This is a genomic window from Granulicella tundricola MP5ACTX9 (genome assembly GCF_000178975.2).
Taxonomy (GTDB): Bacteria; Acidobacteriota; Terriglobia; order Terriglobales; family Acidobacteriaceae; genus Edaphobacter; species Edaphobacter tundricola.
The window spans coordinates 778600-793611 of the sequence record NC_015064.1; the positions used below are offsets into that span (position 1 = coordinate 778600).

Here is a 15012-nt window from a genome sequence, read left to right on the forward strand (position 1 = left end):
GTGGGTACCTCCCCTACCCCCGGCGTTTTAGTGCAAAGTCTTCATTCTGCACGACTTAGGTTTGGATATGCCACGTAAGGTCTTGAAAACAAACGGTCAGGCATGCAAAGTCTTCATTCCAGACGAGTTAGCTCGCATGGATGAGGGTAAGTCTTTCAATTTTCCTGTTTCTTCTATTTTACCAAAGTGGCGGGGGTAAATACCCCAACTATTTTTGGCTCGTATCTCGCTTCGAATGAAGGATTTAGGCGATTTTAGGGTCGTTCCGGGGCTTGACATGCGAATTTGCTCAGTGTTTCGCGAAATTATTTTTCGGGCAGGGCTGACGGAGATGAGATCCAGGCGATCGAGCGCTCTGAGGTTGATCGCGAACCGGCGATCAGGATGTCCACAAGGCGGCGAGCGCTGGACTCCCAACCGGGCGACGCGGTGGTGTGAAAAACGCCGATGAGGGCGCGGATGAGGTCGTCGGGGTTAGTGTCCGAGCGGAGATCGCCGCTGGCGATAGCGCGCTGGACTGCGTTGAGGAAGGCATTGTGAATGGTCGAGCGCGCACCCTCTATAAGCCGCAGCGAACCACCGGGCACGGTGTCCATGGCGGGAATGATCAGCTTCTTTTCCGCGACGTGATCGATGAAGAGGAGCATCCAGGCACGGAGCGCCTCAAGCGGCGGCATGATGGCTGCGAAACGCTGTTCTGCCGCAGCCAGCTTTTCAACCTCGGTGCGATAGACGGCTTCAATGAGATCCTCACGGGTGGGGAAGTGTCGATAGAGGGTGGCGTTGCCGATGCTGGATTGGCGTGCTATCTCGTCAAGGCTGGCGGCCGCGCCGTCACGCGTGAAGACATCCTTGGCAACCTCGAGGATGCGTTCGCGGTTACGCTCCGCGTCGGCGCGGGGCTTTCTAGGGAGCGCGAGTGGGGAAGACATCTTGGGCATTGAAATAAATAGTGGGAAAGTTATGCAACCGGGGACACTCCCCGGTTATCTTACTTATGCGGGGACTATCCCCGTTTTATAAGGCCAGAGCCCCGGTGTCAACCTGGCTCGGCCTGCGATGAACCGCGTCACCAACAACAGGAGGAGTGGCAATGCGTATTTTTGTAACGGGATCTACGGGCTTTATCGGTACGGAGTTAGTGAATGAGCTGATTGCGGCTGGGCACCAGGTGCGCGGTCTTACGCGGAGCGACGCCGGCGAGGAGCAGTTGAAGGCGGTGGGAGCGGAGGTTCTGCGCGGAGATTTTACCGATCTGGATTGCTTGCGTGGCGGAGCCAAGGGGATGGACGCCGTGGTGCATCTGGCGTTCAATCACGATGACATGGCGAAGTTTATGCAGAGCGCCACGGACGAGATTGCGGCGATCGAGGCGTTGGGATCTGTGCTGGAGCCAGGCAAGCTGCTGGTTGTGACCTCCGGGATTGGGATGACTGCGGGCGCTCCGGGGCAGGCGCGTAAGGAGACGGACCCTCCCGCAGAGTCGCAGGCGGTGCCGCGCAGACCGGAGCAGGCGGCACAGGCCGTCGCAGCGAAGGGGGTGCATGTGGCCGTTGTTCGTCTTCCGCAGGTCCACGACACGCGCAAGCAGGGGCTGGTGACATGGCTGGTCGGGATCGCGCGTGAGAAGCGGGTTTCGGCTTACGTTGGCGATGGAGCGAATCGCTGGGCCGCTGCGTCTTTGATGGATGTCTCCCGTCTCTACCATCTGGCTGTGGAGAAGACGGGCGCTGGGGTGACGACTTATCACGCGGTGGGAGAGGAAGGCGTTTCGCTGCGGGAGATTGCGGAGGTTCTTGGCAAGGGACTTGGATTGCCGGTGATCTCTATTCCTGCTGAGAAGGCCGCTGAGCACTTTGGGCCGTTCCTGGGGCATGTCTCGGCGATGGATATGCCGGCTGTAAGCGAATGGACGCAGAAGGCGCTGGGATGGAAGCCGACTGGAGTGGGGTTGATTGAGGATCTGTCAAACATGAAGTACTGAGGATTGTTGCGTTGATGGTCTGTCAGGCCCTGGGGGTTCCCGGGGCCTGATTCTGTTTGGGGCGGATGAGGAGGATGGCGAGGACGGTGAGGAGTGGAGGCTCGGCGGCCCAGAGGGAGTGGGTGGGATGATGGACGGCGGCGAGAGCTCCGAGGATGGCGCCGAGGAGGAAACAGGCGCAGATGAGGGCGAGATGGCGGGCTCGGGAGCGGGAGTGATAGCGGATGGCGGGGTCAGGGGAGCGGAAGGCTTCGTAGAGGCCTCCGGCAACCTCTCGCAGGTTGCCGGTGACGAAGGTGGAGTTGTAGTTGAAGGGGCCGACGTGACGGAAGGTAGTGACCTGGAAGGCGGAGACGAAGCTCACGGTGGCGAGGAGGATGAGGTTCGGGAAGGAGGCTGGGAGGGCTCCGAGGATGCCGAGGGTGACGATCTCGACGAGGAGGGCGATGAGGCGGGCGTGGGGGAGTTTGGAGTCGCGCAGGCGCAGGGCGGCGACGACGCCGATGAGGAAGAAGCAGAGTGGAATGATGTGGTGGAGGGCCTGGGACCAGTTTCCGGCGGCGGCTTCCAGGCCGAGGAAGACGAGGTTGCCGCTCATGGCGTTGGCAAAGACGTGGCCGTAGGCGATGTAGGTGACTGCGTCCAGGATGCCGCCGGTGATGGCAAGGAGGGCGGCGGCGGGGACGTGCTCGGTCGTCTCGGATGCGGGATGGGTGGGCATGTCCTGTTGGGTAGGATGCGGGGGTGGGTAGACTTGAGTCAAGGAAGGCTCAGGACAGACGATGACACGGAACGAGCTGTTCTGGCGCAATCTTTGGGTAGCGGTGCGGCGGCTCCGAATACCTGTGTCAGTCCATCTCCTATGGATCGTTCCGATCTGGTTGTGGCTGTTTGTCTATTGCTTGCAAGGGTGGGGTGTCCGGGGTTTTTGGCGAACCGCAGCCTGGATTGCAAGCATTTTGCTGACCTTTTTTGTGCCTGCCCTGCTCTTACATGCTTTCAGGATCACAGGGGAGGCTCTTCGAAGGCACCGTGGCCGACCGCAACCGGCAGACATCGATATGAGCGGACACCGGGAGGTGCTGAAGACGCTGATGCTCCAGGTTGCGGCGCTGGTGGATCGGGCGGGCGGGGAGGCTTTGACGCGGGGTGGACATGTCAAAGGGAGTCACGCTGGCGCTTGCCGGCGGCGGACGCTGGACCTGGCGCAGAGGCCTGAGTTATGGGAGGGATTTTCAGAGGACGAACGCGGTCTGCTGCTGGCGCAGGAGGGTGGCTGGGCGTGGGAGACCGTGTGGCCGATGGTGGTGAGGGCTGAGGATGTTCGGGCGCTGCGGTGGGTGTTGGGAATGGATCGGATCCTGGTGCCGCTGGAGTATCTGAAACCGGATCTGCGGCCCGTGGTCGAGGTGACGAGCAAGCCTGAGATGGCGGAGGGGACGGTCTGTCTGCCGGCGTGGGAGTTGGGGCAGGCGCTGCGGTTGGCGCAGGCGATGGTGAGCCGGTGCGTGGTGGAGGGGGTGAAGCGTGGGTTTCTGACGGAGATGGAGCCTGAGGTGAGGGCGGAGTACGTGAGCATGGCGGAGGAGTTGGGAGAGAACGAGAGTGAGGATCTGCTGATTGGGTCGGCTACGGTGGGGACGGCGGATACGGCTAAGGTGCAGTGGGTGGCGCAGGCTGCGCTTCGGAGGGCTTATGTGCTGGAGGGGGTGGCGCGGTATTTGAATGGGCCGGCGGATGGGAGGTTGAGGATTGTGGCGGAGGTGGTGGGGGCGGATGAGGGTCAGGGTGGGGATGAGAGAGCCCGGGGCTGAAGCCCCTCTTTATTTTTATCCCTTGACGGTGGGCTGAAGCCCACCTCTAATCCGAACGGCAACGGCAAGAACGTGGTTGGTTGAGATCTACTTCCCACCCATCGTGGTGAGACTGCGATGGATGGGGCACCCGGGGTGTTGCTACTTTTTGAGGGCGGGTTTTAAGGGGGTTAGGGTGCCGTCGTTTTTGGCGGCCTTCAGGTTGAGGAGCTTGGAGATGAAGTCGTAGATGTCTACGTTGGGGAAGGTGGGGAGTTGGGTGCCGGGGCGGATGTCCGGGCCGTTGGCTACGAAGAGGGCCTTCATTTCAGGCATGCGGGTGACGTCGTAGCCGTGGTCTCCCGTGGGGAGTTTGCTGGTGTTGACGTGGGCGCGGAAGACGTACGGGCCGTTGGGGACGATGACGGGATCGCCTTCGCGGGGGCTGTCCGTGTAGTGGAGGTAGGCGGGTACGTCGGCGCGGCGGTAGACGGTGAAACGGGGGTCTGGGTGGGCGCGGAAGGACGCGTAGGCTGCTGCTGCGTCGGCCTCTGAGTTGGGGTAGAGGAGCCAGCCGTCGGTCTTGAAGTTGGTGAGGTCGGCGAACTGATCGAGGGTGATCCAGGTGCCTTCTACGGTGGTCATGCCGTGGTCGGCGACGATGATGAGATCGACGGGGAGGCCGGTGGCGTCGAGCTTTTCACGGAGGGTGCCCATGAGGGAATCGACGTGGTGGACCTGGGCTTCGACTTCAGGGGAGTTTGGGCCGAAGTCGTGGCCGGCGTGGTCGGTGTTGGAGTAGTAAAGGGTGATGAGGTGGGGGCGCTGGGCGGGCGGGAGTCTGAGCCAGGTGATGATCTGGTCGAGGCGGGCTTCGTCGGGGAACTTATCTTCAAAGGGGACGTAGTCGTCGGGGCGTTCCCCGGCTATCAGGGCCTCGGAGCCGGGCCAGAAGAAGGAGGCGGCGCGCATGTGCTGCTGCTCGGCGAGCGACCAGAGGGGGGTGCCGGTGTACCAGGTGCCGTCGGTGTTGGTTTTTGCTTCTTTGTAGGAGTAGGACTCTTTGCGGGTGGGGTCGTAGAAACGGTTGTTGATGATGCCGTGATGCTCAGGCAGGAGGCCGGTGACGAGGGTGATGTGGTTGGGGAAGGTGATGGAGGGGTAGGACGGGGTCATGCCTTCTGGTGCGGTGGCTCCGGCGCGGGCGAGAGCGGCGATGTGGGTGGTGGACCACTTGGTGGGGTAGTCGTAGCGGAAGCCGTCGAGTGAGACGAGGACAACGTAGTGCTGCTTCTGGGCGTGGCGGGAGTTGGGGGTGCCGGGGAGGTCGATGACGGTGCTGTGCGGGGCGGCGGGTGGGGTGGGGGTCTGGGCGGGGGCAGCATGAACGGCAGCGGCGGCGGCGAGGCAGGCGAGGAGCGCCAGAGTCGGGGCAAGGGGCTTGTGGGTTTTCATGCTGGTTTCAGGGTAGACGATGATGGGGGTGGTTTGGATTCGGGGCGAGGGAAAGGGCAAGGCGTAACGGGGATAAGAACGATAAAAGCGGGATACCAGAGAAGCTTATGGCTTCCTCACTTATCCCGCTTTTTCTTTATTTAGGGCTTAAGTGCCTTTGGCTAGACGGCGTGGAGGGCTCCTATGTGGCGTTTGACGATGCGGTCGGTCTGGGCGGCGAAGGGCTTGAAGGCGGGGGAGCCATCGTTGGACTCCTGGGCGAAGAGCTTCTCGTCTTTATCGTGGATCTGCTTCATGTCTTCGAGGTAGGCGGCGTCGAACGCTGGGCCTGCGGGGTTGGATTTGAGTTTGGCTAGGCGCTGCTGGAACTCGGGATTGAGGGTGGAGGGGAAGGGCAGGCCGGCGGCCAGGGAGAGGCGTTTTAGTTCGGCGCCGACTAGCTCGTGATCGTGGACTTCCATGACGGCGAGGTCTTTGACGTCCTGGGCTGTGGCCTTTTGGGTGGCTAGTTTGCTTGCTTCTACCTCGTACATGCCGCCTTGAGAGACTTTGGCTTGCCAGGCCTTGTCGTTGTCTGAGGCGGGGGCCGCGAGGAGGGTGGAGGTGGTGAGGAGGGTGGCGGCCAGGGTGAGGAGATGGGTGCGGTTCATTCTTATTGGATGCTGAGAGTGTCTGATTGGGAATGTGAGCGAGTTGCTATCATATTTTCTGCAACGTTTTGAGTTGTAAAGAGTCTATTGTTTAGAGGCAAGACCAACTGCAAGTGCGCCCTTGCGCCGGGCGGGCGGTGCTTCGCACGGTTTTGGACGCTACGCGTTTTTTAGAGGCAAAGGATTTTTGGAGAGGTTGGGGCATGGCTATTCGTTGGGATCGGTTGACGGTGAAGTCGCAGGAGGCGGTACAGGCTGCGAGTGGGTTTGCTGCGGAGAACGGTAATCCGGAGGTGCTGCCCGTGCATCTGATGGCGGCGCTGCTGGAGGATCGTGAGGGCGTGGTGATCCCCGTGCTCGAAAAGATTGGCGTGCCGGTGGAGCAGATGCTGAGTGGGGTGAACGCGGCCATTGCGAAGCTGCCGAAGGTGCAGGGTGGGACGCAGCCGGGGCTCTCTAATGGTATGCAGAAGGTGATCGAGCAGGCGTTCAAGGAGGCGGAGAACTTCAAGGACGAGTACTGCTCGACCGAGCATCTGCTGCTGGCGCTGAGTGCGTCGGGAGCGGGGAGCGATACGGTTCGGTCGGCGCTGGCGGCGTTTGGGGCGACGCATGAGGCGATCTTGAAGGCGCTAAGTGGAGTGCGGGGAAATACGCGGGTGACGGATCAGACGCCGGAGGGCAAGTTTCAGGCGCTGGAGAAGTATGCGAAGGACCTGACGGAGTTGGCGCGGAGAGGCAAACTTGATCCCGTCATCGGCCGCGATGAGGAGATTCGGCGGGTGGTGCAGGTGCTGAGCCGGCGGACCAAGAACAACCCGGTGCTGATTGGAGAGCCCGGAGTGGGGAAGACTGCGATTGTGGAGGGGCTGGCTAGGAGGATCGTCTCTGGCGACGTGCCGGAGAGCTTGAAGGATAAACGGGTGGTGGCGCTGGACCTGGCGAGCATGGTGGCTGGAGCGAAGTTCCGTGGGGAGTTTGAGGAGCGGCTGAAGGCGGTGCTGAAGGAGATCGAGGACGCGGATGGGGAGATCATTCTGTTCATCGACGAGCTGCATACGCTGGTGGGCGCGGGGGCGGCTGAGGGGGCGATGGATGCCTCGAACATGCTGAAGCCGGCGTTGGCGAGGGGCGGGCTGCGGGCGATCGGTGCGACGACGCTGAATGAGTATCGGAAGTACATCGAGAAGGATGCGGCGCTGGAGCGTCGGTTCCAGGTGGTGTATGTCGGCGAGCCGAATGTGGAGGATACGGTTGCGATTCTGCGCGGGCTGAAGGAGCGGTACGAGTCGCACCACAAGATACGGATCAAGGATTCGGCGATTGTGGCTGCGGCTACGCTGAGCCATCGGTATATTTCGGACCGGTTTTTGCCGGACAAGGCGATCGACCTGGTGGATGAGGCGGCGGCTGCGCTGGCGATCCAGATTGGGAGTGTGCCGGTTGAGATCGATCAACTGGAGCGGCGGGGGACGTCGTTGGAGATCGAGAAGCAGGCGCTGAAGCGGGAGACCGATGCTGCGAGCCGGGAGCGGATGGAGATCGTCGAACGGGAACTGGCGGAGGTGCAGGAGACTGCGTCCGGGCTGCGGGCTCGGTGGCAGACGGAGCGGGGGGCGATTGGGAAGGTTGCGGAGCTGAAGGGGCGGCTCGAAAGCTTGCGGTTTCAGGCGGAGGAGGAGACTCGGCGGGGGAATCTGCAGCGTGCGGCGGAGCTGCAGTATGGGGAGATTCCGCAGTTGGAGCGGGAGTTGAAGGGGTTGACGGAGGCTCAGGATGAGCTGGCTCGTGTCGATTCTTCCCATGTCTCAGATGCGAGACATGGGGCACCCCGAGCTTCTCGGATGTTGAAGGAGGAGGTGGACGAGGAGGATATTGCGGCGATCGTGTCGCGGTGGACCGGGATTCCTGTGTCCAAGATGCTGGAGGGTGAGGTTCAGAAGCTGGTTGAGATGGAAGCTCGGCTGCGGGAGCGGGTGGTGGGGCAGGATGAGGCCCTCTCGGCTGTCGCGAACGCCATCAGGCGCTCGCGTGCTGGACTGTCTGATCCGAAGCGGCCGATTGGGTCTTTTATCTTTCTGGGGCCTACGGGCGTGGGGAAGACGGAGACGGCTCGGGCGCTGGCGGAGTTCCTGTTTGACGACGAGGCTGCGATGGTGCGGATCGATATGAGCGAATACATGGAGAAGCACGCTGTTTCGCGGTTGATTGGCGCGCCTCCGGGGTATGTGGGGTATGACGAGGGCGGGCAGTTGACGGAGGCGGTGCGGCGGAGACCGTATGGGGTGGTGCTGTTCGATGAGATCGAGAAGGCACATCCGGATGTGTTCAATGTGCTGCTGCAGGTGTTGGATGACGGGCGGCTGACGGACTCGAAGGGCAGGACGGTGGACTTCAAGAACACGGTGCTGATCATGACTTCGAATATTGGCGCGGGCCAGTTGTCGACGGCGTGGGCGGAGAACGAGGAGGGGTTTGAGGATGCGAAGGTGAGGGTGATCGACTCGCTGAAGCAGCACTTCAGGCCGGAGTTTCTGAATCGCGTGGACGATATTGTGGTGTTCCATCCGCTGGGCGAGGAGCAGTTGGCGCACATTATCGATCTGCGGCTGGCTGAGCTGACGCAGATGCTGGCTGACCGGAAGATCGTGATCGAACTGACGGATGAGGCGAGGGCGGCGATCTTCAAAGCGGGGTATGACCGTGCGTATGGTGCCCGGCCGCTGAAGAGGGCGATTCAGCGGATGGTGCAGGATAAGCTGGCGATCAAGATCCTCGACGGCAGCGTGCTGCATGGGGATCGGGTGGTTGTGGATGCGGGGAGGGACGGGCTTACGTTCAGCGTTTCTGAACGAGTGGTTAGTGAGTAGTGTTTAGTGGTCAATAAAACTGAATTTGGGGTGTTCCGGCTTTTGGCGGGATGCCCCTTTTTGTTTGCGGTCAGACATGAAGAAGGCTTGGCATTGAAGAGTTTCGAGTCGCGAGTTCGAGTCTCGAGTTAAGTGCGTGGTAAAACGGATAGGTTGGGCGGTTGCAGGAAAGAGGATGTGAAGCGTTTGGGACAGATTGCGGTGATTATCGGTGCGGGGCCGGCGGGGTTGACGGCCGGGCTGGAGTTGCTGCGGCGAACGGGGATCAGGCCTGTGATTCTGGAGGCGAGCGGGGAGATTGGTGGGATCTCGCGGACGATCCGGTACAAGGGCAACCGGATGGATATTGGGGGACATCGGTTTTTCTCGAAGTCCGACCGGGTGATGCAGTGGTGGATGGACCTGATGCCGCCGGAGATTGCGGAGTCCGAGATCAGCTACCAGGGCAAGAAGCGGTCGGTGGCGGTTCCAGCGAAGCTGGAAGAGGTTCCGGTGTTGCGGGGCGTTGGGCCGCGGGCTGTCGTGGAGATTGAGACGGAGACGGATGAGACGGATGCGGATGGGACGATTCATGCTGGGGAGCATGGGCATACGGACACGATCGTGACTGTGGAGGACCACGCGGCTGACCCGGATCTGGTGATGCTGATACGGCCCCGGCAGAGCAGGATTTATTATCTGCGGAGATTCTTCGACTATCCGATCAAGCTGACGGGGCAGACGCTGGCGAACCTGGGGATTACGCGGACGGTTCGGGTGGGGATGAGTTATATGGCCTCTCGTGTGAGCCAGATCAAGCCGGAGAAGAGTCTCGAGGACTTTCTGATCAACCGGTTTGGGCGGGAGCTTTACCTGACGTTCTTCAAGAGCTATACGGAGAAGGTTTGGGGGACGCCTTGCGACCAGATCTCGGCTGAGTGGGGGGCGCAGAGGATCAAGGGACTGAGCCTGACGACGGCGGTGAAGCACTTCGTGAAGAAGGCGGTTCGGCGCAGAGGAAAGGGTGGCGACCTGGCGCAGAAGGGCACGGATACGAGCCTGATCGAACGGTTTATGTATCCGAAGTTTGGGCCGGGGCAGCTCTGGGAGCATGTGGCGGATCAGATCGTGGGGATGGGCGGCGAGATCCATATGGGCTGGAAGGTGGAGAGCATTCAGTGCGAGGGCAAGACCGTCAAGGCTGTTGTGGGCGTGAACGAGGCTGGGGATCGGCAGACGTTCGAGGGGGATTACTTTTTCTCGACGATGCCGATGCGGGAGCTTGTGCAGGCGATGGATGCTCCGGTGCCTGCGAACGTGAAGGAGGTCTCCGATGGGTTGCAGTATCGGGATTTTATTACGGTGGGGCTGCTGGCCGACAAGCTGAAGGTGAAGGAGCCGGATGGTGGGCTGCTGAAGGATACGTGGATCTATGTGCAGGAGCCGGATGTGATCCTGGGACGGCTGCAGATCTTCAACAACTGGAGTCCGTACCTGGTGAGCGATCCGACGAAGGTTTGGATTGGGCTGGAGTACTTCTGCTATGACACGGACGATCTTTGGAAGATGGAAGACGAGGCTCTGAAGCAGTTTGCGATTGATGAGGTGGTCAAGATCGGGATACTGGATGCGGATGCGGTGAGCGATGGGCACGTGGTTCGGGTGCCGAAGACGTATCCGGCCTACTTTGGGACGTATGATCGCTTTGACGAGCTGCGGGTGTTTACTGATTCGTTCGAGAACCTGTTTTTGGTCGGGCGAAATGGTATGCATAAGTACAACAACCAGGATCACTCCATGCTGACGGCGATGACGGTGGTGGATGGTCTGGTTGCGGGTAAGGTCGATAAGGCAGCGCTCTGGGGGATCAACACCGAGCAGGAGTATCACGAAGAGAAGGAAAAGATAACGGCTTAGTACGGCATGGAGAGCGAGTGATGCGGAAGCTGCTGATCCTGTTGACGATTATTCTGGTGGCTTTCGTGGTGATCAACCGGCAGCGGGTCTTTCTGCTGGACCCGATTGCGCGGGTGGAGCGGGATGGGGTGAAGGTGGATCATGCAAAGGCGATGATCAACTACTCGAATGACGTGCTGCTGATGGATGGGTCGGGCGGCAAGAGCAGGGTTTACCTGGTGCAGCACTGGGACAAGGAGCCTGTGGCTCCGAGCGTGCTGAAGTGTTTGAGCGGGATGGCTTGTTTGACGGATGACGACCGGGCCACCGGGACGCCGATCTCGATTGGGGCCAGGGGGAACAGGGCGCCATTTGCGGGGGTGACGATGACGAACCGGAAGATTGAGTTCCTGGATGAGAACGGGGCTCTGATCGAGGTTACGCTGCGTTAGGTGGGCTTTTATTTTTGATTTATGTTGCGCTGTCTGTAACCAAGGGTGAGGATGGCTGTCTAAGGGTGGGACGGACGGAGCGACATGCCAGAGGAACCGATTGCCAAGGAAGAAGGCTCGCCTGAGAGCGTTGAAGAGCGCGAGGCGGAGAGTGCCGCGGATGCTGCGGTGACTTCTGCGCTGGCGGGTGCGGTGCCGCTTGCCGTGGGGCCGGAGCGGGTGGTGGTGGCAGAAGCGCAGCGGGCGGCGGATACGGAGAGTATGCCGGTTGAGGTGGCGGTCGCGGAAGAGATGGCGGCTGAGGCGCCGGTGGCGGAGCCGGGGATTGTGCTGGAGCGGAAGCATCCGCTGGCGATCCGGTGGATGCACTGGATCAACTTTCCGGTGCTGTTCACGATGATGTGGAGTGGTCTGCTGATCTATTGGAACGACTCGATTCCGCCGTATGCGCATTCGCATGAGGTGTATCGGGTGGGGATTGGGAGCTGGACGCTGTTTCGGTTCTTTCCCGCGTGGTTTTATACGAACAAGCTCTGGGATATCCGGTACATGCCTACGACGGGGCTGGGGTACCACTTCTTCTTCATGTGGCTGTTTGGGGTGAACGGGATTCTGTATGTTGCGTTCCTGCTGATCTCTAAGGAGTGGAAGTTCATGGTGCCGCTGAAGAGCTCGCTGCGCGATGCTGTTCAGGTGACGCTGGTGGACCTTCATCTCAAGAAGGGCCTGCCGCCGCAGACGAAGTACAACGGCGGGCAGAGGATCGCGTATACGTCTGTGATTTTTATGGGGCTGGGCTCTTTGCTGACAGGGCTGGCGATCTACAAGCCTTCGCAACTGCATTGGCTGACGAGCGCGCTGGGTGGATATGAGATGGCTCGGTGGCTGCATTTTCTGCTGACGTTGGGGTTCTGTGGTTTCTTCCTGGTGCATGTGGGGCAGGTGATCCTGGCGGGTTGGAACAACTTCAGGGCGATGGTGAGCGGGTACGAGATTCGGCGGGCGGAGGAGCCTTCACTTGAGGCGGAACGGGGGAAGTTTTGAGCGAGCCATTGACTGAGCAAGAGGTGCTGAAGGCTTCGGGACGACGGACTCGGCGGAGCTTTCTGGTGGCGGCTGCGGGGGCTGCGGGTGGGTATGGGTTTTATCGGTGGCTGGATCGTGCGCCTGGATTGGAGGGGATTCCGAGGCCTCTGCGGAAGACGTTCGAGTTTGATGAGGCGGTGGCGCGTGGGGTGTTCGATGAGCGTGGGCTGGCTCCGACTTACTCGCTGAAACATGCGACGGAGCTGAAGATCAATGGGAACTTCGGGCTGAAGCAGAAGATAGAGCTGGATAGCTTTCGTCTGCAGATGGTGGGGGTTGAAGGAGCAGACAAGCTCCCGCAGTACGTCAAGGATGTGACGGCGTGGGAGTACAAGTATGCGGAGGATACGGCGAAGGAGCTGGGGGAGAATGTGAAGACTCGGCCGAAGGCGGCAGGCGCGGCTCCTGCTCCGGCTCCGGCGGCAGGTGCTCCTGCTGCGCCGGATCGGTCTGCCATGCCGCCGGAGTTTCAGAAGGCGTTTGCGGCGATTGACAAGGAAAACGACGGGAAGCCGCAGCGTGGGCAGGAGGAGGCTGGGGAGAGCGATAGCACGCTCGATCCGGGGACGCCGGGGCTGCTGCTGACGATGGATGATGTGTTGAAGATGCCTCGGCATGAGATGGTGACGCAGTTCAAATGCATCGAGGGGTGGAGCCAGATTGTGCAGTGGGGTGGGGTTCGGCTGGGAGATCTATTGACGGCGTATCCTCCGGCGCGGAACGCGGATGGGTCGCTACCCAAGTACGTGTATATGGAGACGCCAAACGGCGACTATTACACGGGTTATGAGATGGCGGAGTGTCATCATCCGCAGAGCCTGCTGGTGACGGAGATGTCCGGTAAGCCGATCACGCAGGAGCATGGCGCTCCGATGCGGCTGCATATGCCGATCAAGTACGGGTATAAGCAGATCAAGCGGATTGGGCTGATCGCGTATACGGATGACCGGCCGGATGACTACTGGACGAAGCTTGGATATGACTGGTACGCGGGATTGTAAGAGAGGTTTGCGCCATTTCAGGAGCAAGACATCCCTAGTTGTGGGGGCGTTCGGTTTGATACGGGACGAGGGCGTTGTTGGCGGGTAGACTTCTTGCATCAGAGAAGGTTCAGCGCCGTGGAGGCCCCGGTTTCCGATGCCGAAGTTGATGAAAGAGGACGATCAGGCCGATGTAAGGCCTCAGATGATCAGCCAAGGGCAGATTCCTGCGGGTGCACGCGTCGGCCTGGGACGAACACTCTGCGGAGTGGTGATGGGGCTTGCGTGCCTGGATCTGATGGGCTGGGCGCTGCACATTCCACTGCTGACATCCGTTGTGCCGCACTACTCGACGATGAAGCCGAACACGGCGGCGGGGCTGGGACTGGTTGCGTTGGCCTGCTGGATGCGGCAGCGGCTGGATGGACCGGGACGTGCGTGGCGGAGGATGACGGCAGTGGGCGCTGCGGTCCTGGGAGCGGCACTCAGTTTTGGGACGCTTGCGGAGTATGCGGCTAGAAGAAGCTTTGGGCTGGACGATCTGATTCTAAGGGTACCGGCTGATCGTTTCGGCGATCCTGCGGGGCGGCCTTCGCTGGGTACGGCGGGGTGCCTGGCACTGTTGAGCCTGGCGATGCTTTGGATGGAGTGGTCGCCGGGGTTGAGCGTGGGATGCCTGCTGACTGCGGGCGGTGTTGCGATGTCTGCGCTGGTGGGTTTTGTGTTCAATGCGGGGCCGCTGTTTGGAGTGCCGTGGCTGCGGTCGGTGGCGGTGCATACGGCTACGGGGATACTGCTGCTTTGTATTGCCGGGCTGGCGGCGCGGCCGGAGCGTGAACCGATCCACTCGCTGATGCAGCAGACGTATCGTGAGGGGCGGACGCGGTGGCTGCTGGTGGGCGTGACGCTGCTGCCGATGCTGGTGGCGCTGCTGCCGATGCTGGCTCTGCGCTGGGGCATCGTGGATACGGGTTTTGCGCTGGCGATTGTGGTGGTGACGCTGACCGCGGTGCAGACGCTGATCCTGTGGAGGGATAGTGTTGCGCTGGGACGAGCGGAGATGCGCAAGAGCCAGGTGGAACGTGCGTTGATCCAAAGTGAAAAGCTGGCGGTGGTGGGACGGCTTTCGGCGAGTATCGCGCATGAGGTGAGGAATCCTCTGGAGGCGGTGAACACGCTGATGTACCTGATACGGGACTCCGAGACGCTGGAGGAGGCGAGGTCGTTTGCGATGACGGCGGAGAGTGAGCTGGCGCGGATGAACCAGATTACGTCGCAGACGTTGAGTTTTTACCGGGAGAATCGGAACCGCAAGCACTGCGATCCGGCGGGGATCGTGGAGTCGGCACTGACGCTGCTGTCCGGGAAGATTGCGGCGAGCGAGGTGACGGTAGAACGGCACTACCAAGAGGATGCCGGCGAGGTGAACTGCCAGGATGGAGAGCTGCGGCAGGTATTCATCAACCTGATCTCGAATGCGCTGGAGGCTACGCCTGCGGGCGGGAGACTGGTGGTGCGGACGAGGGCTTCGCGTGACTGGGCTCGGCGAGGCACGGGGGGAGTGCGGGTGGTGGTTGCGGATAGCGGGTGTGGGATGCCGGATGCCGTGAGGGTTAAGGTCTTTGAGCCATTCTTCACGACGAAGATGGAGACGGGTAATGGGCTGGGGCTTTGGGTGGCGAAGGATTTGATCGAGAAGCTGGGTGGGACGATACGGGTTTGGAGTAGTACTCGGGTAGGGGCTTCCGGGACGGTGTTTAGTGTGTTTCTGCCGTTTGTGGGGGAGTGAAAGGCCGCGGCTCTTCAACGCAAGGCAAATACTAAAGGAGGCATAGGAGAGGTTTCTCTCCTATGCCTCCTTCTCTTT

12 protein-coding genes are annotated in these 15012 nt (G+C 60.9%); 8 read left to right on the top strand and 4 right to left on the bottom strand.

What is annotated here, in order from left to right; genetic code table 11:
- Positions 1-305: 305 nt before the first annotated feature.
- Positions 306-932: a TetR/AcrR family transcriptional regulator gene (locus ACIX9_RS03210; protein WP_049789393.1), complete on the bottom strand. Its 627-nt coding sequence runs from the start codon at positions 930-932 to the stop codon at positions 306-308.
- Positions 933-1093: 161 nt separating this feature from the next.
- Here ACIX9_RS03210 and ACIX9_RS03215 point away from each other — a divergent pair, with 161 nt between their 5' ends.
- Positions 1094-1984 carry an SDR family oxidoreductase gene (locus ACIX9_RS03215; protein ID WP_013579042.1) on the top strand — a complete coding sequence of 297 codons (891 nt, stop codon included), beginning with the start codon at positions 1094-1096 and terminating at the stop codon, positions 1982-1984.
- Positions 1985-2006: 22 nt separating this feature from the next.
- On the opposite strand, the gene ACIX9_RS03220 is transcribed toward ACIX9_RS03215, so the two are convergent.
- Positions 2007-2705, bottom strand: a complete 699-nt coding sequence (locus ACIX9_RS03220; RefSeq protein WP_013579043.1) for a YoaK family protein — start codon at positions 2703-2705, stop codon at positions 2007-2009.
- Positions 2706-3045: 340 nt separating this feature from the next.
- On the opposite strand from ACIX9_RS03220, the gene ACIX9_RS03225 reads away from it, so the two are divergent.
- The gene (locus ACIX9_RS03225; RefSeq protein WP_157477248.1) at positions 3046-3798 is read left to right on the top strand and encodes a hypothetical protein; all 753 of its coding nucleotides are present in this window, start codon (positions 3046-3048) and stop codon (positions 3796-3798) included.
- Between the two features lie 141 nt (positions 3799-3939).
- Here ACIX9_RS03225 and ACIX9_RS03230 read toward each other — a convergent pair whose 3' ends face one another.
- Together ACIX9_RS03230 and ACIX9_RS03235 are read right to left on the bottom strand one after the other, a co-directional pair.
- A complete protein-coding gene (locus ACIX9_RS03230; RefSeq protein WP_157477250.1) occupies positions 3940-5232 on the bottom strand; it encodes an alkaline phosphatase family protein in 1293 nt (430 codons plus the stop codon).
- A gap of 161 nt (positions 5233-5393) precedes the next feature.
- On the bottom strand, positions 5394-5882 hold the full coding sequence (locus ACIX9_RS03235; protein WP_013579046.1) for a DUF4142 domain-containing protein: 489 nt from the start codon (positions 5880-5882) through the stop codon (positions 5394-5396).
- Between the two features lie 203 nt (positions 5883-6085).
- Between ACIX9_RS03235 and clpB the strand changes: the two genes are divergently transcribed.
- From clpB to ACIX9_RS23435, 6 genes are all read left to right on the top strand, one after another.
- Positions 6086-8752 (top strand): ATP-dependent chaperone ClpB, encoded by a 2667-nt coding sequence (gene clpB / locus ACIX9_RS03240; protein WP_013579047.1) that lies wholly within the window; start codon positions 6086-6088, stop codon positions 8750-8752.
- 177 nt (positions 8753-8929) lie between these two features.
- A complete protein-coding gene (locus ACIX9_RS03245; protein ID WP_013579048.1) occupies positions 8930-10648 on the top strand; it encodes an NAD(P)/FAD-dependent oxidoreductase in 1719 nt (572 codons plus the stop codon).
- 20 nt (positions 10649-10668) lie between these two features.
- Positions 10669-11079: a hypothetical protein gene (locus ACIX9_RS03250; RefSeq protein WP_013579049.1), complete on the top strand. Its 411-nt coding sequence runs from the start codon at positions 10669-10671 to the stop codon at positions 11077-11079.
- 84 nt (positions 11080-11163) lie between these two features.
- A complete protein-coding gene (locus tag ACIX9_RS03255) occupies positions 11164-12123 on the top strand; it encodes a cytochrome b/b6 domain-containing protein (RefSeq protein WP_013579050.1) in 960 nt (319 codons plus the stop codon).
- Between the two features lie 8 nt (positions 12124-12131).
- The gene (locus ACIX9_RS03260; protein ID WP_049789195.1) at positions 12132-13166 is read left to right on the top strand and encodes a molybdopterin-dependent oxidoreductase; all 1035 of its coding nucleotides are present in this window, start codon (positions 12132-12134) and stop codon (positions 13164-13166) included.
- A gap of 136 nt (positions 13167-13302) precedes the next feature.
- Positions 13303-14934, top strand: a complete 1632-nt coding sequence (locus ACIX9_RS23435) for a sensor histidine kinase (protein ID WP_013579052.1) — start codon at positions 13303-13305, stop codon at positions 14932-14934.
- The last annotated feature ends 78 nt before the right edge of the window (positions 14935-15012 follow it).